The sequence below is a fragment of the Nonomuraea sp. NPDC050536 genome, from assembly GCF_044457685.1.
Lineage (GTDB): Bacteria > Actinomycetota > Actinomycetes > Streptosporangiales > Streptosporangiaceae > Nonomuraea.
In genome coordinates this window covers 396,130-414,445 of the sequence record NZ_JBITHD010000005.1, presented here as the reverse complement: position 1 = coordinate 414,445, position 18,316 = coordinate 396,130, and the positions used below count along the sequence as shown (strand labels likewise).

Sequence of the window (18,316 nt, the reverse complement as noted above, 5' to 3'; positions counted from 1 at the left end):
CGCTCCGTCATCCGCGCACCGCGGTCCCCCTGTCCCGCCTAGCCGAAGTGGGCTCTGGTTTCTGTGAAGGCGGCGTCGGTGCCCTGCAGGGCCTTGGCGACGTCCTGCTCCGTGTGGGCGGCGGACATGAACCAGTTGTGCCACGGGTGGATGTAGACCCCGTGCCGCAGGCAGGCGTCGCTCCAGTACAGGGCCCTCGACAGGTCGGCGTCGCCGTCGAAGCTGAGCCACGGGATCGTGACCGGCCCGGTCTGGTTGACCACGAAGCCGTGCGCCTTGGCCTGCGCGTACAGGCCCTCGCGCAGCTGCGTCCCGGCACGCTCCATGGCCGCGATGCCGTCGGTGTCACGCAGCGTCTCGATCGTGGCCTTGGCAGCCGCCATCGCCACGGCCGAGAACCAGAACGATCCCGTCGAGTACAGCGTCTGCGCCGCACCCCGCAGCGCGTCGGTGCCCGTCACCGCGGCGATCGGGTAGCCGTTCGCCATGGCCTTGGACCACGCCGTGAGGTCGGGCCGCACGCCGTACGGCTCCCAAGACCCGCGCAGGTCGATGCGGAACCCGGCACGCACGTCGTCGATCACCAGCGCCGCGCCCAGCCGGTCGGCCAGCGCACGGGCGCCGCGCGCGAACTCCGGCTCGACCAGCTCCTGGTCCTCGAAGGAGTCGTGCTTGAACGGCGTCACGATGATCGCCGCCACGTCCCCCTCGACCGTCGCCGCGGCTGCCTCCAGCGAGGCCAGGTCGTTGTACTGGAATTCCACGAGATCGGCCCGTTCGTTGGGCGTCGTCCCGGCCGGCGAAGGCGTGCACCACGGGTCGGCGCCGTGATAGGCGCCGTGCGCCATCAGCACCTTGGCCCGCCCGGTCGCGGCCCTGGCCACCATCAGCGCCTGGGTGGTGGCGTCGGTGCCGTTCTTGGAGAACATCGCCCAGTCGGCGCTCGGGATCAGGTCGACCAGCAGCTCGGCCAGCTCCACCATGATCGGCCCTGGCCCGTTGAGCGTGTCGCCCTTGGCCAGCTGGCGCGCGGCCGCCTCTTCCACGCGCGGGTGCCTGTGTCCCAGCACGACGGGTCCCCAGCTGCACATGAAATCGATGTACTCGCGCCCGTCGACGTCCCACTGCCGGCAGCCCTCGCCTCGCTCGAAGAACTGCGGGTAGCCGGGCGCGAAGATCGCCGCGTTCAGATGCCCGTACATGCCGCCCGGCACGACCTTGAGCGCCCGCTGACGAAGTTCAGCATCTGTCATCTGAAAGTCTCCCTACAACTCTGTACGGCAGGCCCTGCGCACACCGTCCTCGCCATGCCCCGACACCTCCACGCGGTGTCATTCCTGTGCTGCTGGGGCGGGGTTGCCGGGGAGGAGGGACAGCGTGGAGGCCAGGTCGGTGATGCCGGCGTCGGAGCCGAGGCCGCTGGCGACGCGGGCGGCGGCAGCCGTACCCCAGCCGGCGGCCGTGAGCACGTCCTGGCCGTGCAGCAGGCCGGTGACGAAGCCGGCGCAGTAGGCGTCACCGCAGCCGGTGGTGTCGTTGACCTCGACCTTGAGCGCCGGGACCCGCTCGACCCGCACCCCGTCGGCGCCCGGCGAGTCGGCGCGGGTGGCCAGGAGGCTGCCTTCGGCGCCCAGGGTCACCAGGACGCCCCGCGGACCCTCCGCCAGCAGCAAAGACGCGGCCGTCTCCACGTCCGGCGCGCCGGTCATGAGCTTGGCCTGCGACTCGTTGGGCAGGAAGTAGTCCACGTGCGGCAGGAACGCCTTGGCCATCCCCAGCAGGTCCGGCATCTCCGAAAGCAGGTCCATGGTGACGATCGTCCCGGCCGCCCGGACCGAGTCCAGCAGCTCGAAGAAGGCGGGATCGCCCAGCCCGAACGTCACGTCCACCCCGCCCAGGTGCACCGCCCCGGCTTCCCGCAGCACCTCGGCGTCCACATCATCGAACGTGACGCTCAGGTTCGCGCCGGGGACGTGGAAGCTGGGCCGCCCGCCGTCCGGGCGGATCGGGAGGATCGACGCGGCCGTCTGCTCCCCCGCGCGACGGGAAAGCCATGACACGTCGACCCCGTGCCGGCTCATCACCATGACCAGGAAGTCGCCGAGCTCGTCGTCTCCGATCGCGCCCATCGTGGTGACCTGGTTGCCGAGCTTGACCAGGTCCACCGCGGTACCGGCGGCCGCACCCGCGGCGGTGAGCCGGATCTGGTCGACCAGGACGGTGTCCTGCCCTTCAGGGATGAACTCCACGGGCCTGGTCAGAACATCCACGATGTGGACACCTACCGTGACTACCCTCATGGCGGTTAGTAGACAGACGTCCGAATAAAAAGTCAATATGCTGTCCTCAGGAGGTGCCACCGGAATGCCCAAGATCGTTGACCATGACGAGCGCCGCCGCGAGGTCCTGTCGGCGGCGCGCCGGGTGATCGTCCGCGACGGCCTCGACGCCGCAACCACGCGCGCGATCGCCAAGGAGGCCGGATACTCCAACGGTGTGCTGGCGCACTACTTCGCCGACAAGGACGAGATCCTGCTGTCGGCGCTGCGCCAGTCGCACCAGCGCATCCGCGAGCGCCTCACGCGCAAGGTCGACGGCGTGACCGGCCTCGCAGCGCTGCGCGAGCTGCTGCTCGACAACCTCCCGCTCGACGCGGAACGCACCCAGGAGACCCGCCTGGAGGTCAGCTTCTGGAGCCGCAGCCTGGCCTCCGAACGCCTCGCCGAGGTCCAGCGCGCCGAGGCGGCCGAGCTCCGCGACGCCGTACGCCACCTGCTCGGCGAGGCCCGCGCGGCCGGCGAGCTGACCGCGGACGAGAACCTCGACGACCTCGCCGAATACCTGCTCGCCCTGGTCGACGGCCTCAGCCTGCACCTGCTCCTCTACCCGGGCCGGCTGACGCGGGTGGACCTCGAACGCCACCTCCTCATCGCCCTCGACCGCCTCCGCTGACGCGGGTCGACCTCGAACGACCTCCTCATCGCCCTCGACCGCCTCGGCTGACGTGGGTTGACCTTGTCACTGGCGTCAACGTTTAACATCCCGCAATGACCATCACCGCCGAGGACCGTGCCGCACTGCTCGACCATGACCGCCGTTTCTTCGACGCCCTCGTGAGCGGCGACGTCCCGGCACTGGAGCGCCTGCTCGCCGACGACTTCGTCCTGGTGAGCATCGAGGACGGCGCGATCGCCCGCCCGGACGCGCTGCTCGGCCTCATCTCGTCGGGCTCGCTCCGCTTCCCGGCCATCGAGTCCTTCCCCGAGGAGGCCATCGTCCGCCGCATCGGGGACACGGGCATCGTGGTCGGGCGCACCGCCATGAACTTCACCGGCCCCGACGGCGGCACCTTCACCGCGAGCAGCCGCTACACCCACGTCTTCGCCCGCACCCCGGACGGCACCTGGCACCTCCACTCCGCCCAAGGCACCACCATCCGCCCCTAACAACCCCTCCCGGACGCGTGCCGTACTAGAAGGCGCTACAGCGTGAGAGTCAGGGCGGCGGACGCCTCAAGCGTGCGGAGGAAGGGCTCGGCGGGGAAGGCTTCGGCGGTGCTGAGGACGCCGGGCTCCTTGGGACCGTCGCCGTGGACGAGGCGGATCGCGCCCTCGACCGAGGCCAGAACACCGGCGCGCCAGATGTCGTGACCGCGGACATGACCGTTACGCCCCCCGCCACCCACCGCGACCGCCTGCACGGCGATCATGAAGTCGGACTGGGCGCGTTCCGCGGGGGTGGCGTGCTGGCTGGTGAAGGTCCGCTCGTCCTCGAACGTGCTGGACGTCAGCTGCGACTCCACCGTCCGGGCGGCCACGTGGCGCGGGATCGTGACGACCTCACCCGACGGGAACGGCGCGATCATGGTGCGCGGCCCGACCGGCGGCGGGAACGGGAAGACCGTGTTGCGGATCTCCACGGGCCCGACGCGCTGCTCGCCACCGGTGTAGGTGATCCGGTCGATCTCGCCGATCAGCAGTTCGGCCGTCCTGACCGCGGCGGGTGTCATGCGCCAGCCGCTCACCGAGTAGCCGACGGTCAGCCGGTCGACCTCGCCCAGCCCCTCGGTCACCGCGGACGCCAGCAGGTCGGCGAGCCCGCCGTAGAAGCTGATCTGCGGGATCATGACGATGCCCGCCCGCTCGGCCGCCCCCTGGTAGTTCTCGAACAGGAACTTCACCGGATGCGGCTCGACCGCGTGATCCAGGTAGTGACACCCGCCCGCGACGGCCGCGGACGCCACCGGCTCGCACGTCTCCGCGAAGGGCCCCGCGCAGTGGATCAACACCGCGACGCTCTCCGCCAGCTCGCGTAACGCCTTGGGATCGTCCAGCGGCGCGACCTTCACCTGGACGCCGGTCGAGGCCAGTTCGTCGGCCATGGCGTGCAGCGCGGCGGAGTTCCTGCCCGCGAGCACCACCTCCTGGCCGCGGTCGAGCAGCTCGGCGGCCACCAGTCGGCCGGTGTGCCCGTTGGCGCCATAGATCGCGATCATGATGACCCCTTCCATAGCAGGATCTCGAACATACGTTCCCAAGGCGCGAACGTCAACGTCATTGAGGGATTTCGGACGACCGACTACATTGCCCTGCATGGACTTGCGCGAGGAGCTCTGCGAGTACGGCAGGCGATGCGTCGAGCAGGGGCTCGTGATCGGAACGTCGGGCAACCTGAGCGTCCGCGACGGCGACCTGGTGACCGTCACGCCCTCAGGTGTGGCGCTCGACCGGCTCACGCCCGAGGCCTGCCCGGTCGTGGATCTCGACGGCTACCTCGTCAGCGGCGACACGCAGCCGTCGTCGGAGACGCCCATGCACCTGGCGCTCTACCAGGCCACGGGCGCGCAGGCGATCGTGCACACGCACTCGGTCTTCGGCACGGTCGTCGCCACGACGATGGCCGAGCTGCCGCCGGTGCACTACAACGCGTTGCTGCTCGGTGGGACGATCAAGGTCGCTGACTACGCGACGTACGGCACGCCTGAACTGGCCGCCAACGTCCGCGCCGCGATCGACGGCAAACAGGCGGCCATCCTGGCCAACCACGGCGGTGTCACCATCGGCGGATCGCTCGAGGAGGCCTTCTCGGCGACCCGCCTCCTGGAATGGCTGTGCGAGGTCTACGTCCGCGGCCTCGCCATCGGCACCCCCACGATCCTCACGGACGCCCAACTCGCAGCAGTGGTGGACCGCGCACTCAACCCACCCACCTTCCCCCGCCGCCCATGACCGAGCCCGTCGAGGGTTACGAGAGGGCGGCGCGGCGGGCGAGGCCGAGAGGGAGGCCGCCGGAGCCGGCGAGCTTGTCGTGGAAGGAGCGGAGCGACCCCGAGTAGGAGGCCCGGATGTCGTCGATCTCCAGGGCTCCCGTGAGGTACGAGGGCGCCTGCGTGGGCCAGGCGCAGTAGCGGTTGACCTCGACGGCCGCCGTCTCGGGCGACATGGCCGACTTGGTGGCCATGAAGTGCTCCGCCTCCTCGATGGGCATGTCCGAGCAGTGCAGCGCCGTGTCCACCACGATCCGGGCCGCGCGGAAGATGCGCCCGTCGAGGTAGGCCAGCTCCGTGGCGGGCGTGTCGAAGTAGCCCTGCTCGTGCATCATCTTCTCCACGTACAACCCCCAGCCCTCGGTGAAGTACGGCGTGCGGAACACCTTGCGGACCGTGCGCGGGTTGCCTGCCATGTGTGACAGGTGCCAGTGGTGCCCGGGGTAGGCCTCGTGCACGGCGGTGTCGGGCATCGCGGCCCGGTGGTTGCTGCGCAGGCGCTGCCGTACCTGCTCCTCGGTGAAGGAGTCGGGCGTGTAGGGCACGAAGAAGTACCCCTTGCGGGAGGCGGTGAGGGGCGGCGGCGAGATGTAGTGGGCGACGGCGAGGATGGGCCGGTTGTACTCGGCCGACGGCAGCACCTCGCACTCCTCGCCGGAAGGGAAGGTGACCAGCTCGCGAGAGAGCACGAAGTCGCGCGCCCGGCGCGTCTCGGCCTCGTACTCGGCGCGCATCGCCGCCAGCGTGGGCGGATGGTCGTCCATGAGTGACTCCAGCGCCGCCCGCCAGTCGGAGGAGGAGCCGTTGATCCGCTGGGCGACGGACCGCATCTCGGCGTCCAGCAGGTCCCACTGCTCGAGCCCCTTGGCGTGCAGTTCGGCCGCGCCGTACCCGAGCATCTCCCGCTCGCGCAGCAGCGTGCTGTAGAGCTCCTCCCCCATCCGCCAGGTCCCGCCGCAGCGGAACTCCTCAAGAAACGTCGTGAAAGCATCGAACGCATCGGCCACGGGCTCCGCGGCGGCGACGAAGGCCGAACGGAGCGAGGGCGAGGAGATCATGCCGGGGATGGTCCGGGTGAGCAGCCCGCGCGCCGTGCGCGCCTGCCCGAGGCCGCGCCGCACGAGCAGGTCCGCCGCGAGGTCGGGCGAGAGGTTGGTACGGCAGGCCGCCAGCACCTCCGGCACCTCGGCCAGCCGCGCGACGGCGTCGTCGACGAGTTCGGCCTCGGGTTGGAGCGCGCGCTGGAACGGCACGAACAGCGAGCCGAAGATCGCGCTCAGGTAGGCCGACGGGTCGCGGCGCCACCACGGCCAGCTGCCCAGCGCGAGCTCACCGCGCAGGTGGGACATCACGAGACCGCGATCGATCTCGTCTTCGACCGACCCGCCCGACATTTCGGAAATGCGGGAGAGCCACGAGGCCTGCTCCTTGGAGTAGCGCAGCAGCCCGGCTTCGGTGAAGTCGCCCAGGGTGCGGGCGTAACCGTCGGCGCCGAGGAAGGTCGCGGTGATGGGGTTGTTATCGAAGTACCACGCCAGGAACTCATCCACTTTCGCACAATATCCTGATGAAATGGCCCTGCAGATCACCGGCGCACTCGGCGAACCAGACCTGATCCGTCTCCCCTGGGAGGTCCCGCTCGAGGAGTGGCCCCAGCATCATCTGGTCGACCTCCCCCGCGGCATCTCCCGGCACGTGGTCCGCTTCGCGCGGCTGTCCGGGAAGGTCTACGCGATCAAGGAGATCAGCGAGCGCTACGCCAAGCGCGAATACCAGCTGCTGTGGGACCTGGCCAGGCTCGACGCCCCCGCGGTCGAGCCGGTGGCCTACGTGACCGGCCGCGACGGCGGGCTCGACGCGGCGCTGATCACCCGGCACCTGCAGTTCTCGCTGCCCTACCGGGCGGTGATGTCGGGCACGCTGCGGCCCGACACGCTCACCCGGCTCCTGGACGCGCTGGCCGTACTGCTGGTGAGGCTGCATCTGAACGGCTTCTACTGGGGCGACTGCTCGCTGTCGAACACGCTGTTCAGGCGGGACGCGGGCGCGTTCGCCGCGTACCTGGTGGACGCCGAGACCGGTGAGATGCACCCGATGATCAGCGAGGGCCAGCGGCTGGGCGACATCGACCTGGCGCACACCAACATCTTCGGCGAGATGCTGGACCTGGAGGCGGGCGGCCTGCTGCACCCGTCGATCGACCCGATGGAGACGGCCGAGGACATCGTCGCCCGCTATCACCGGCTGTGGAGTGAGATCACCCAGGACGAGATCATCGAAGAGGTCGACTGGCACAAGGTGGAGAACCGCATCAGGCGGCTCAACCTGCTCGGGTTCGACGTGGCGGAGATGATGGTCAGGCGCAAGGTCGGCACCGGGCGGCTGATCGTGCGGCCCAAGGTGGTCGACGCCGGGCACCACCAGCGGCGCCTGCTCCGGCTGACCGGCCTGGACGTCGAGGAGAACCAGGCGCGGCGGCTACTGAACGATCTGGACGGCTTCCGCGTGGCCAAGGGGCTGCGGCACGAGGACGAGGCGATCGTCGCGCACCGGTGGCTGGCCGAGGTGTTCCAGCCCACGGTCGCCGCGATCCCGGCGGAGCTGCGCGGCAAGCTGGAGGCCGCGCAGCTCTTCCACGAGATCCTGGACCACAGGTGGTACCTCTCGGAGGCCGCGGGGGGAGACGTCGGGCTGGCCGAGGCCGTCAAGTCGTACGTGGACAACGTGCTGGTCCACAAGCCGGACGAGAAGGCCCTGCTGCCCGACGAGCCGGGACTGGATCAGTAGGCGACGCAGATGCGCGAGCGCGGGTGGCCGCCCTTCTCGACCTCGTCGGCGACGGCCACCGCGTAGTCCTCCGCGGTGATGAAGCTGCGGCCCTCGTCGTCGGTGAGCAGCTCGTCGCCGCCGACGCGGTACGTGCCGGTGCGCTCGCCGGGCGCGATCTCCGCCGCGGGCGAGATGTAGGTCCAGTCGAGGTCGTCGACGCCCCGGTAGATCTCGAGGTTGGACCGCTGGGCCCGCGCCTCCTTCAGGTAGATGTCCGGGAAGTCGGGCGTGTCGACCAGGTCGAGGTCGGGCGCGACCTTGAGGCCACCGGCGCCGCCGACCACGATCAGCCGGTTGACGCCCGCCTGCCGTACGCCGTCGATGAGCGCGCGGTTGGCGTCCAGGAACGGGGCCTCGGGCTCGGTGCCGTCGCGCGGCGGCGAGATCGCCGAGATCACCACGTCGTGGCCGCGGGCGAGCGTGCCCGCGTCGGCGACGTCGCCCTTGACCGGGCCGCCTGACCTGCTGACACCCGTGACTTCGTGCCCGCGCTTGGCGAGCTCCGCGGCGATGCGCTGACCGATCATGCCGGTCGCGCCAAAGAGAAGGATCTTCATGTCCACAAGAGTATCCAATGGATACTGGTTACTTCATCGTGCTATAAGTACCTTATGGATACTGGTGATGTCTTCGACCCGAATTGCCCGACCAGGGTGGTGCTGGATCGGATCGGGGACAAGTGGTCGGTGCTGGTGCTGCTCAGCCTGAGCGACGGGCCGATGCGGTTCACCGCGCTGCGCCAACGCATCGGCGGGGTCACGCCGAAGGTGCTGACCCAGACGCTGCGGACCATGGAGGCCGACGGGCTCATCAGCAGGAAGATCTTCGCCGAGGTGCCGCCGCGGGTGGAGTACACCCTCACCGACCTGGGGCGTTCGCTGCACGGCCCGATTTCCGTGGTGGCCTCGTGGGCGGAACTGAACGTGAGAAAGATTCTCGAATCGCGCGAACTTTCGGCATAAAGCGCGAAATTCTCCCCCGCAGGGGGATATCTCTTCCTCCCAGCGATATACACCTGCCACTTCCGGCTCCGGCGACTCACGCCGCGTCTCTACGCTTTCCCAGTCCTGCGGACGGCGAGGGAGAGCACATGTTGGGACTGGACGACTGCCTGACCGAGGTCATGGCGATCCCGGGGGCACTGGACGCGATGCTCGTCGACCATACGAGCGGCATGGCGGTGGCGACCGACGGCACGCCCCGCGGCGTGGACGCCGAGTCCTCGGCCGCCGCCCTCACCGAGGCGCTGCGCGCCACGGTGGACGGCCTGTCCAGATCCAGTCCGGGCGAGACCGTCCGGATCGACGACATGCTGGTCACCACCGACAAGGGCCACCACCTGCTCAGGCTCCTGGACACGCATTTCGACGGTCCGCTGGTCATCTACGTGCGCCTCGATCTGGAACGGTCGAACCTCGCCCTGGCGCGCTACCGCCTGCAGGCCATATCCGGCCAGTTGATGACGTGAGCCATGGCCCGCCTCGACGCACTGCTCGCCGGATTCGCCCGCGAACGCTCCACGGGCGCCCTGCGAGTGGGCAGAGCTGGAACGATCTACCTGGACGAGGGCCGGGTGACCTACATGGAATGCGCCCAGACCCCGAGCGCCGACCGCCTGCTCACCATCAACGGCCGGGTCTCGGAGGAGGCCATGCGGGCCTACCAGGGCGGCGGCGGCTGCGGCCTGATGCTCGAACAGAGCCCGGTCACCCAGGGCGAGCTGCAGTTCCTGGTGCTCGGCGCGGTGCTGGACGCCGCCTTCTTCCTGCTGCCCGTGACCGGGACCAGGCCCAAGTTCCATCCGGGCCGGCAGCACTGGCTGGGCAGGCAATGGTTCTTCGACGTGGCGGGCCTGGTGCGTGAGACGGCTCGGCGCCGTGCCCGGCTGGCGCAGGCCTGGCCGCGGGCCGACCTCGACACCTCCCCGGTACGGCCTGCGGCCCGGCTGCCCGGCTCGCGCGTGACGCTCAGCGACGTCCAGTGGGAGGTCCTGGTCGGCGCGGACCGGGAGGCGACCCCGCTCGACCTGGCCGGGCGGCTGGGCAGGTCCGGGTATTCGATCCTGCTGGCCGTACGGGAGATGGCGGCGGCTGGCCTGCTGGAGACCGGGGACCCGCTGCCGCGGCGGGACCGCCGCACAGCCGAGGACCGGCCGCCGCACGACCCGGGGGCGCCGCACCTGCCCGTCGGCCCCGTGGTGAACGCGGATCCGCTGGACCTGACGTTGCTGATGCGGCTGAAGAAGGCCCTGGAGGAGTTGTCGTGAGGTTCCCCTCACTCAGGAGGAGGCCACCCGTGGAACTACGCGAGGAGTTACTGAAGGAGATGATCCTCCTGCGCGAGCGCAACCCGAGCGTGGACGGGAGCCTGGCGTGCACGGTCGACGGGCTGACCATCGCCAGCGACCTGCGGGGAGAGCCGGAAGAGCAGGCCGCCGCGCTGTCGGCGGCGGTGCTGGCCATGAGCAGGCGCATGATGGCGCTGGCCGGCCGGGGCGCGCTGGAGGAAACGCTCATCTCGGGCACCGCGGGCTTCGCCGCCTTCTACGCCGCGGGCCCCACCATCGTCCTCACAGTCCTGGCTGAGCCCGGAACCAATCTCGGGCTGCTCCGGCTGGAGGGGCGCAAGACGGCGGCGAGCGTGGCCGCCATCGCAGCACGGAAACAGTGACCGCAACGATCGGAGGAAACATGGCCGGGATGGACGTCTCCCTCAAGGAGATGATGGGGATCGACGGCGCGCTCGGCGCCGCGATCGTCGACCACGGCAGCGGGATGGCGCTCGGCACGCTGGGCGGCTCCAAGGACCTGGATCTCCAGGTGGCGGCGGCGGGCAACACCGAGGTGGTGAAGGCCAAGCTGCGCACGATGGACTCGCTCGGGCTCAAGGACGTGATCGAGGACATCCTCATCACGCTGACCGGGCAGTACCACATCATCCGCCCGATCACCGGCAGGGGCGGCAAGGGGCTGTTCCTCTACCTCGCGCTCGACCGGACCAGGGCCAATCTGGCCCTGGCCAGGCACCACCTCAAGGCGATCGAGGAGAAGCTGGAGATCTGACGGCCGCGCGGCCCGCGCGGAAGGCGCGGGCCGCGTCAGCCGGCCGTGTGCTTGGCGATGGCGCCGACGATCTCCGGCCAGAGCGGGCGCGGGAAGTCGTGGCCCATGCCGGGGAAGGTGAGCAGCCGGGCGCCGGGGACGGCCGCGGCGGTGGCCTGCCCGCCGACCAGCGGCACGAGCTGGTCGTCCTCGCCGTGGATGACGAGCGTGGGCACGCGGACCCCGGCCAGCGCCTCGGTCCTGTCGGGCGAGGCCATGATGGCGGCGAGCTGGCGGGCGGTCCCGTCCGGGTCCCAGGCCCGGTCGTAGGCCGTCCCGGTCATCCGGGTGACCCGCTCATGGTCGAACGGAAAGCCGGGTGAGCCGATGATCGACCAGGTGTGGAGCTCGTGCTCGATGAGCGCCTCGCGCTCCGACGGCGGCGCCGACATGAGCACCGCCAGCGCGGCCTCCGTCGGCGGGGAGATCGACGGTCCCGGCGTCGACATGATCGAGGTGAGCGTGAGCACCCGCTCGGGGTGCCGGACGGCCAGCGCCTGGGCGATCATGCCGCCCATGGAGGCGCCCACGATGTGCGCCGCCTCCCAGCCGAGCGCGTCGAGCAGCCCGGCGGCGTCGTCGGCCATGTCCTCCAGCAAATAGGGAGGATCGCCCGCCTGTGGCAGGTGGGTGGACAGGCCCGAGTCGCGGTTGTCGTAGCGGACGACGTGGTGGCCGTGCTCGGCCAGAAGGCCGCACAGGTCGTCGTCCCAGTGGATGAGCTGGGCGCCGAGGCCCATGATCAGCAGAAGGGGCCGCCCGTCGGGCGACCCCATGCTCTCGTAGACGATCTCGATGCCGTTGACGGGAACGCGCGTGGTCACCCGATCAGAATGGCATTCTAGTTTCTCGACGTAAAGAGGAAAGGGCCCTCCACGCGGCCGTCCAGGGGGAAGGGGCGGCCGCGAGGAGGACCCTGGTATCAGCGGCGGACGAGCTTGCGCAGCTTGTCCTGGCCGAGCACGAGCCCACCGCCGAGGATGGCCAGGCCGCCGGCGATGGCGAACCCGCCGACGCCGTTCGACTCGTTGACCGGCTGGGCGGCGGCGGCAGCAGCCACCGCGGCGTTCAGCGGGGCGGGCTTGTCCTGCGAGGGCTTGGCAGGCAGCGCGGCCTGGGCCGGAGCGTCCGGCTGCTTGGGCGCGGGCTTCGGCTTCGGGGCCTGGGGCAGGACGATCTTCGGCGGCTTGGCCGGGTTGTGGTCCATACGCGCCCACGCGCCGGTGGAGAAGGAGACGGGGTAGTTCTTCTTGCCCGCGCCGCCGCCCCACTTGGTGATGACGTAGCTGACCTTGATGTGGCCCTCGCCACCGACGCCGTCGACGCCGAGCGTGGAGGAGTTGAACTTGCCACCGGTGAGATGGGCGAAGGTCTTGGCGTCCAGGTCGAGCATGACACCGCTGCTGGAGGGGGTACCTGGGCCGCGGTCGCCGACGAAGAACGGCGCCTTCTTGCCCTTGTAGATGACGTAGCCCTCGGTGAACAGGGGCCAGCTGGGGCTGGCGACCAGGCCCTTCTGCATGGGCTTGCCGCTGGCGGGCAGGCCGGTGTCACCGGCGCGGCCGGAGGAGTCGTCCCAGAAGTAGGAGGCGGTGGTCGCTCCCTTGAGCAGGGGCCTCTTCTGGTCGAAGGAGTCGGCGTGGGCGGCGGTGGTGCTGATGGTCAGCGCGCTGATGAGACCGGCGCCGAGCAGGGCGAAAGAACGCATGCCAAAAAGGGCAGACATGGAAAAGCAAAGTCCTTCGTGTGGAGACAGGGCAAAGCGCTCAATCAGCAGGGCGTAGCCGGGCAGAAGGCCATACGGTCACTACGCAGAGCGCAGGGGGGAAAGCTGTGGGGGGAAGCTGTGGGGAAGCGCGCCGTCAGTCGGCTGCGGCAGGGTGTGACTCTGTGCGCGGCGGGGGAGCGTGCATGTGAGTAAAGTCCTCTCCATCTCGCCTACCGGGTTAGCTGACGGGTTCGGACGTGGAGATGCCCTACCGGCTCGCGAGCCGGATTCACCCCAAGGAACGTGGTTCCCCGGTTCCCGCGGTGCGGGATTCGGCGCCTGCTGGCGGCCTCTTCCTTGTGAAGGGCACGGTCACCAGCTGGTAACGCAAAGGACTCTATGGGCCAAATCCGGCAAAAGCAAAACAAAACCCATGAAAAGGGCAGAAGATCTACCTTTGTGGGTCAAAAGAGAGGGGGTACGGCAAGCCGTACCCCCTAGAAACACCAGCGTCAGCCGCCGCTCTTGCGCCGGAACGCGCGCTTGCTGCCGGCCGGACCGTGAGCCCCGTGAATCTTCGACGGATCCCCGCCCCTGCCACCCGCGGCCGTGTCGGCGTTCTGGTTGCGCTTGCGCTCCAGGGCCTCACGGAACTTGCGCTTCATCTCGTCCTCGGGAGTCTCGCTGACTTCCTGCTCCGGTGTTTCCGCCATGAGGACCTCCTGGTGTTGGGGACCCTCAAAGTTTCTCACGATGCCAAACCCGCCTCCACCTTGACCTGCGCCTGCGAGTTGCGCGCCATCACGCCGCCGCGCAGCGCCAGGATCGCCACGAGCGCGATGGCGGCGCCCGCGACGCCCAGCATCGGGATGACCTCCGCGGCCGCGGCGGCGTGCGCGGCGGGCAGCCCGTGGCGCGGCGCCTGGCTCGCTATCACGGAGGTGTAGGCGGTGCCGGCGAAGGCGAGCGCGACCGAGCCGCCGACCTGGCGGAAGAAGGTCAGGTTGGCCGAGGCCACGCCGATGTGCTGCGGTGGCACCGACTGCTGCGCGGCCACGGTGAGCCCCGACAACATCGGGCCCATGCCCAGCCCGATCAGCACCATCCAGCCCGCCAGCAGCCAGGGCGAGGTGTCGACGGCCAGATTCACGCACAGCAGCGTGCCCGCGATCAGCAGGAACGGCGAGGCCATCAGCCACGGCTTGTACTGGCGGGTCCTGGTCATCAGGGCGCCCATGATGATGCTGCCCGACACCATGGCCAGGGTCAGCGGGTAGATCCGCATCCCCGAGGCGGTGGCGCTCACGCCGAGCGCCGACTGGAAGTAGCGCGGCAGGAAGACCACGCCGGCGTACATGCAGAACGCCGTGAAGAACGAGATCACCATGACCAGCGTGTAGTTGCGGTTGGCGAACAGCCCCATCGGCATGATCGGATGCTCCACCCGCAGCTCGACCAGCACGAACACGACCAGCAACGCCAGCGCGAGCAGGATAGGAACGACCACCGCCGCGCTCGTCCAGGTGTGCCCGTCGACGCCCTTCTCGGTCAGGCCGACCAGCAGCGCGCTGATGGCCACCGTGAACACGCCGATGCCCAGGTAGTCGGGCCGCCCGCCGCCCGTGCCCGCACGGCGCGGCAGCTGCAGCCAGACGATCGCCATCAGGACGATCCCGAGCGGCACGTTCACGTAGAACGACCAGCGCCAGTTCGCCTGGTCGGTGAAGACACCGCCGACGAACGGCCCGGCCAGGAAGCTCAGCGCCATCACCGCGCCGAGCGCGCCCTGGACGCGCGAGCCGCCTCGTTCCGGCGGGAACATCTCCATGACCAGGGCCAGCGACAACGGCATCAGCGCACCCGCGCCCAAGCCCTGCAGCGCGCGGAAGGCGATCAGCTGCGTCATGTCCTGCGCGACCCCGCACAGCGCCGATCCGACGATGAACACGGCCATTCCGATGAGCAGCAGCGGCTTCCTGCCGTGCTGGTCGGACAGCCTGCCGTACATCGGCACGGTCACCGTCGAGGTCAGCAGGTAGGCGGTGACGACCCAGGTGTAGAGCGTGGTCCCGCCCAGCTCGGCGGTGATCCGTGGCAGCGCGGTCCCGACGATCGACTGGTCGAGCATGGCCAGGAACATCCCGCCGAGCACGGCAAGCAGCAGCGATATGTTAGGTTTCACACGTGAAGATTGACCTGTAACTCCTTACATGTCAAGTGTTGCTTTAGGATGAGATCATGTCCCTGCGGATGGCACTGCTCGGCCTGCTCGAAGTCAAGGGCCCGGCCAGCGGCTACGACCTGGCCAAATCGTTCGAGCGCTCGCTCAACCACGTCTGGCAGGCCGGGCACACGCAGATCTACCCCGAGCTGGTGAAGATGGACTCCGACGGGCTGATCGCGGTCCAGTCCGAGGGAGCGCGCGGCCGCAAGATCTACGCGATCACCCAGGAGGGCATGGACCAGCTGCGCGCCTGGCTCCAGGACCGCGACCCCGCCATCACGATCCGCAGCGAAATCGCGCTCCAGGCCTTCCTGCTCCCCCTGCTGGAGACCCGGCAGGCCATCGACGTGCTGGAGCGCATCAGGCACAGCTTCGCGGAGCGGCTGTCGGTGCTGGAGTGCTACCCCGACCCCGAGACCAAGCCCAACTTCGGCAGGTTCGCGCTCAAGCTCGGCTTGGCACAGACCAGAACCGGCCTGGCCTGGGCCGAGGAGTGCCTAGCCGAACTCCGTTCTCGGCTCTGACCTCCCGGTGACCACCTCGAGGCGTTCGCGGGGGACGAAGCTCGCGCCGACCAGGATGCCCAGGGCGATCGCCAGCACGATGACCGCCGTCTGCACCAGGTCTGCCAGGCTGGCCGCGCTCTGCTCGACGACCAGCTCGCTCACCCCCGCCAGCCCCAGCGAACCCGGCACCAGCATCCAGAACGAAGGCAGGTAGAGCACCTGCGAGGGCGTCCCGGCCCGCTGCTGGATCGAGTGCGCGAGCACCGGCAGCACCAGCCCCGCCACGAACGCGCCGAACGGCGCCCCCGCCACCGTGCTGCCCAGCACCTGTGCGGCCCGCTCGACCAGCAGGACGGCCAGCAGCCACGGCAGCAACCGCCGCGGCGCCGAGTAGCAGACCACGAACCCGACGCCGAGAAGCGCCACACCCACCCACGGTGCCCACGCGCCCAGCCCGTGCGCCGCCGGTCCCGGCGGAATCGGAGCCTGCGTGGCCACCGAGGTGCCGACCAGGATGCCGAACGTCAGCAGGAGCAGCACGTTGAACGCGCTGGCCAGCCGGCTGAGCCCGGACAGCACGTCGCCTTGCGACAGCTCGATCACCCCCATGGTGAGCTGGGTGCCGGGCAGGAACGCGATCAGCGGCGCGACGAGCATGAACGTGGCCCATTCGTGCAGCACCGGCCCCGCCCAGACCCGAGCCACCATCGTCACCGCGGCCGCCGCCACCACCGGCAGCGCCGTCCTGAGCCAGGCGATTCTGGACCCGATGATGCGCAGCACGCCGACCCCGAGCCCGAGCACCGCGTATCCGGCCACGGCGGGGAGCGTGGCGTGCTGGATGACGCCGAGCCCGACGGTCTGCACGGCGTACCCGGCGACCGCCTCGATCGGGCTGAACCTTTCGGGTATCGCCGACACCCTGAGCAGCTCCTCCATGGCGTCGGCCGCCGTCGTCGGCTCGTCCCTTAGCCTGTCGACCAGCGAGTAGAGCGCCTGGATCTGGGCCAGCGTGAGCCTCTCGCCCTCGATGGGCAGGAAGTCGATGGCGTCGTTGTCGCCCTCCCCCACCCGGACGAACACCCCGGTCGGAACGACGAACGAGCGGACCCTGGCGCCGTTCCTGGCGGCCACGTCCCTGATGGCGTCCTCGACCTCCTCGATGAGCGCGCCCGCCATCACCAGCATCGAGCCGAGCTCGCACAGGAACGCCGCGAACTCGCGCTTCCACTGGGCCTGCAGATCCGCCACCGGCACCGTCGTGACGTCCTTGGGGCGGCGCCCGATGATCAGCTCCCAGGCGTGCCGTGCGGCGCGCTTCAACCTCACAGCCAAGGGTTTCCCGATCACGAGCCCCGGCAAGGTCAAAGGGAGATCCGTTCTTGGTGTTGCTGAGAAACATGACCGGTAACGACCGTTACATGACGCCAACAGCGGAACTGCGGCAATGAACCCGCTTCGTATCCTCGGCCGTGACGTGGCGATCGACCTCGGCGCGGCTAGCACGCAGATCTACGTCAAGGGCAAGGGCATCGTCCTCAACGAGCCCTCAGTGGTGACCCGCTCCCTGGCCACCGGCAAGGTGGTGGCCGTCGGCGCCGATCCAGCCCCCAAAGGGGACATCCTCACCGTCAGGCCCGTCAGTGGCGGCGTGCCGTACGACGGAGACCTCACCCGCCACATGCTGCGACATTTCCTGAAGAAGGCGCACGGGCATCCCTTCGCCCGCCCCCGCATGGTGATCGCACTGCCCAGCGACCCCACCGGGATCATCGGCGTCACCCTGCGCAACATGGCCTACGACCTCGAGGCGCGGCGCGTCTACCTGGTCCACCACGGCGTGGCGGCCGCGATGGGCGCGGGACTCCCGGTCAAGGACGCCTCGGGGAACATGGTCATCGACATCGGCTGCGACACCACCCGCATCGCGGTCGTCTCCTTCGGCGCCCTGGTCACCGCCAGGACCATCCCCGTCGGCGGCAGCGACGTGACCAGAGCCCTGGTGGCCCACATCAGGCGCGACCACGGCCTGGTGATCACCGAGGCCGCGGCCGAGGAGGCCAAGCGCGGCATCGGCACCGCGTGGAAACCCCTGCGCAGGCAGGCGGAGGTGCCCGCGGTCGACCCGTACACCGGTGAGCGCCGCACCGTCGCGATCTCGGCCGAACTGGTCTACCGGGCCACCAAGACGCCGGTCGAGCGCATCGCGCGGGCGGCCTTGGACATGGTGGAGGGCCTGTCGTCCGACCTCGCGCTCGACATCGGCGACCGCGGCGTGGTGCTGACCGGCGGCGGCTCGCTGCTGCGCGGGCTGACCCGGCGGCTGCGGCAGGAGCTGGGCATCCCGGTGCAGCGGGCCGAGCGGCCGGTGGAGACGGTGGCGCTGGGGCTGGGCCGCTGCGTCGACAACCTGCGGCGGATCCCCGGCGAGCTGGTCACGCGCCTGTGAACCCGATCGTGGCGTGCCTCCCGTCGCAGAACGGCTTGTTCCTGGAGCGGCCGCACCGGCACAGGTCGTACCGCTCGCGGGCGGGATAGGGCTCGCCCTCGACCCACGCAACGGATTGGCCGAGCTCGTCGGTGCCGATGATCTGCTTGTTGATGGGCACCGACCCGCTGACCGAGTAAGGTCCGTTCGGGGTCACTTCGATACGCACGACCGGTGCTGTATCCCGTGGAGGA

22 protein-coding genes and 1 riboswitch are annotated in these 18,316 nt (G+C 69.7%); of the genes, 11 read left to right on the top strand and 11 right to left on the bottom strand.

Going from position 1 to position 18,316, the window contains the following annotated elements; all coding sequences use genetic code 11:
* Positions 1-38: 38 nt before the first annotated feature.
* Together ACIBHX_RS17955 and ACIBHX_RS17950 are read right to left on the bottom strand one after the other, a co-directional pair.
* Positions 39-1,253, bottom strand: a complete 1,215-nt coding sequence (locus ACIBHX_RS17955) for an aminotransferase class III-fold pyridoxal phosphate-dependent enzyme (protein ID WP_397068204.1) — start codon at positions 1,251-1,253, stop codon at positions 39-41.
* 78 nt (positions 1,254-1,331) lie between these two features.
* Positions 1,332-2,300 carry a carbohydrate kinase family protein gene (locus ACIBHX_RS17950; RefSeq protein ID WP_397068203.1) on the bottom strand — a complete coding sequence of 323 codons (969 nt, stop codon included), beginning with the start codon at positions 2,298-2,300 and terminating at the stop codon, positions 1,332-1,334.
* A gap of 64 nt (positions 2,301-2,364) precedes the next feature.
* Between ACIBHX_RS17950 and ACIBHX_RS17945 the strand changes: the two genes are divergently transcribed.
* Positions 2,365-2,952, top strand: a complete 588-nt coding sequence (locus tag ACIBHX_RS17945) for a TetR/AcrR family transcriptional regulator (RefSeq protein WP_397068202.1) — start codon at positions 2,365-2,367, stop codon at positions 2,950-2,952.
* Between the two features lie 95 nt (positions 2,953-3,047).
* Positions 3,048-3,446 carry a YybH family protein gene (locus ACIBHX_RS17940; protein ID WP_397068201.1) on the top strand — a complete coding sequence of 133 codons (399 nt, stop codon included), beginning with the start codon at positions 3,048-3,050 and terminating at the stop codon, positions 3,444-3,446.
* Between the two features lie 35 nt (positions 3,447-3,481).
* Here ACIBHX_RS17940 and ACIBHX_RS17935 read toward each other — a convergent pair whose 3' ends face one another.
* Positions 3,482-4,495 carry a saccharopine dehydrogenase NADP-binding domain-containing protein gene (locus ACIBHX_RS17935; RefSeq protein WP_397068200.1) on the bottom strand — a complete coding sequence of 338 codons (1,014 nt, stop codon included), beginning with the start codon at positions 4,493-4,495 and terminating at the stop codon, positions 3,482-3,484.
* Between the two features lie 97 nt (positions 4,496-4,592).
* Between ACIBHX_RS17935 and ACIBHX_RS17930 the strand changes: the two genes are divergently transcribed.
* Complete coding sequence (locus ACIBHX_RS17930) at positions 4,593-5,228, top strand: class II aldolase/adducin family protein (protein ID WP_397068199.1); 636 nt, start codon at positions 4,593-4,595, stop codon at positions 5,226-5,228.
* A 16-nt stretch (positions 5,229-5,244) separates the two neighbouring features.
* Here ACIBHX_RS17930 and ACIBHX_RS17925 read toward each other — a convergent pair whose 3' ends face one another.
* Positions 5,245-6,816, bottom strand: coding sequence for a DUF885 domain-containing protein (locus ACIBHX_RS17925; protein WP_397068198.1), 1,572 nt, complete (start codon positions 6,814-6,816; stop codon positions 5,245-5,247).
* A gap of 22 nt (positions 6,817-6,838) precedes the next feature.
* Here ACIBHX_RS17925 and ACIBHX_RS17920 point away from each other — a divergent pair, with 22 nt between their 5' ends.
* Complete coding sequence (locus ACIBHX_RS17920) at positions 6,839-8,053, top strand: DUF4032 domain-containing protein (RefSeq protein WP_397068197.1); 1,215 nt, start codon at positions 6,839-6,841, stop codon at positions 8,051-8,053.
* On the opposite strand, the gene ACIBHX_RS17915 is transcribed toward ACIBHX_RS17920, so the two are convergent.
* A complete protein-coding gene (locus ACIBHX_RS17915; protein ID WP_397068196.1) occupies positions 8,047-8,652 on the bottom strand; it encodes an NAD(P)-dependent oxidoreductase in 606 nt (201 codons plus the stop codon). The two genes, ACIBHX_RS17920 and ACIBHX_RS17915, sit on opposite strands and share 7 nt — an antisense overlap.
* A 54-nt stretch (positions 8,653-8,706) precedes the next feature.
* Between ACIBHX_RS17915 and ACIBHX_RS17910 the strand changes: the two genes are divergently transcribed.
* From ACIBHX_RS17910 to ACIBHX_RS17890, 5 genes are all read left to right on the top strand, one after another.
* Positions 8,707-9,057: a winged helix-turn-helix transcriptional regulator gene (locus ACIBHX_RS17910; protein ID WP_397068195.1), complete on the top strand. Its 351-nt coding sequence runs from the start codon at positions 8,707-8,709 to the stop codon at positions 9,055-9,057.
* 128 nt (positions 9,058-9,185) lie between these two features.
* Entirely contained in the window at positions 9,186-9,563 is a 378-nt protein-coding gene (locus ACIBHX_RS17905) for a roadblock/LC7 domain-containing protein (RefSeq protein WP_397068194.1), read from the top strand.
* A gap of 3 nt (positions 9,564-9,566) precedes the next feature.
* Complete coding sequence (locus ACIBHX_RS17900; RefSeq protein ID WP_397068193.1) at positions 9,567-10,361, top strand: hypothetical protein; 795 nt, start codon at positions 9,567-9,569, stop codon at positions 10,359-10,361.
* A 29-nt stretch (positions 10,362-10,390) separates the two neighbouring features.
* Positions 10,391-10,765 carry a roadblock/LC7 domain-containing protein gene (locus ACIBHX_RS17895; protein WP_397068192.1) on the top strand — a complete coding sequence of 125 codons (375 nt, stop codon included), beginning with the start codon at positions 10,391-10,393 and terminating at the stop codon, positions 10,763-10,765.
* A gap of 20 nt (positions 10,766-10,785) precedes the next feature.
* Entirely contained in the window at positions 10,786-11,157 is a 372-nt protein-coding gene (locus ACIBHX_RS17890) for a hypothetical protein (protein ID WP_397068336.1), read from the top strand.
* Between the two features lie 35 nt (positions 11,158-11,192).
* On the opposite strand, the gene ACIBHX_RS17885 is transcribed toward ACIBHX_RS17890, so the two are convergent.
* The 4 genes from ACIBHX_RS17885 to ACIBHX_RS17870 all read right to left on the bottom strand — a co-directional run bounded on the left by ACIBHX_RS17885 (position 11,193) and on the right by ACIBHX_RS17870 (position 15,086).
* Positions 11,193-12,020 carry an alpha/beta fold hydrolase gene (locus tag ACIBHX_RS17885; RefSeq protein WP_397068191.1) on the bottom strand — a complete coding sequence of 276 codons (828 nt, stop codon included), beginning with the start codon at positions 12,018-12,020 and terminating at the stop codon, positions 11,193-11,195.
* 98 nt (positions 12,021-12,118) lie between these two features.
* Complete coding sequence (locus ACIBHX_RS17880) at positions 12,119-12,904, bottom strand: hypothetical protein (RefSeq protein ID WP_397068190.1); 786 nt, start codon at positions 12,902-12,904, stop codon at positions 12,119-12,121.
* 212 nt (positions 12,905-13,116) lie between these two features.
* Positions 13,117-13,252: riboswitch (cyclic di-AMP (ydaO/yuaA leader) on the bottom strand.
* A gap of 164 nt (positions 13,253-13,416) precedes the next feature.
* Positions 13,417-13,617 carry a DUF5302 domain-containing protein gene (locus ACIBHX_RS17875; RefSeq protein WP_397068189.1) on the bottom strand — a complete coding sequence of 67 codons (201 nt, stop codon included), beginning with the start codon at positions 13,615-13,617 and terminating at the stop codon, positions 13,417-13,419.
* Positions 13,618-13,652: 35 nt separating this feature from the next.
* Positions 13,653-15,086: an MDR family MFS transporter gene (locus ACIBHX_RS17870; RefSeq protein WP_397068188.1), complete on the bottom strand. Its 1,434-nt coding sequence runs from the start codon at positions 15,084-15,086 to the stop codon at positions 13,653-13,655.
* 56 nt (positions 15,087-15,142) lie between these two features.
* Here ACIBHX_RS17870 and ACIBHX_RS17865 point away from each other — a divergent pair, with 56 nt between their 5' ends.
* Entirely contained in the window at positions 15,143-15,652 is a 510-nt protein-coding gene (locus ACIBHX_RS17865) for a PadR family transcriptional regulator (RefSeq protein ID WP_397068187.1), read from the top strand.
* Here the strand turns inward: ACIBHX_RS17865 and ACIBHX_RS17860 are convergent.
* A complete protein-coding gene (locus tag ACIBHX_RS17860; protein WP_397068186.1) occupies positions 15,626-16,963 on the bottom strand; it encodes a threonine/serine exporter ThrE family protein in 1,338 nt (445 codons plus the stop codon). The genes ACIBHX_RS17865 and ACIBHX_RS17860 overlap by 27 nt on opposite strands.
* A gap of 118 nt (positions 16,964-17,081) precedes the next feature.
* Between ACIBHX_RS17860 and ACIBHX_RS17855 the strand changes: the two genes are divergently transcribed.
* Positions 17,082-18,083 carry a rod shape-determining protein gene (locus ACIBHX_RS17855; protein ID WP_397068185.1) on the top strand — a complete coding sequence of 334 codons (1,002 nt, stop codon included), beginning with the start codon at positions 17,082-17,084 and terminating at the stop codon, positions 18,081-18,083.
* On the opposite strand, the gene ACIBHX_RS17850 is transcribed toward ACIBHX_RS17855, so the two are convergent.
* Positions 18,070-18,291: a CDGSH iron-sulfur domain-containing protein gene (locus tag ACIBHX_RS17850; RefSeq protein WP_397068184.1), complete on the bottom strand. Its 222-nt coding sequence runs from the start codon at positions 18,289-18,291 to the stop codon at positions 18,070-18,072. The genes ACIBHX_RS17855 and ACIBHX_RS17850 overlap by 14 nt on opposite strands.
* Positions 18,292-18,316: the final 25 nt, after the last annotated feature.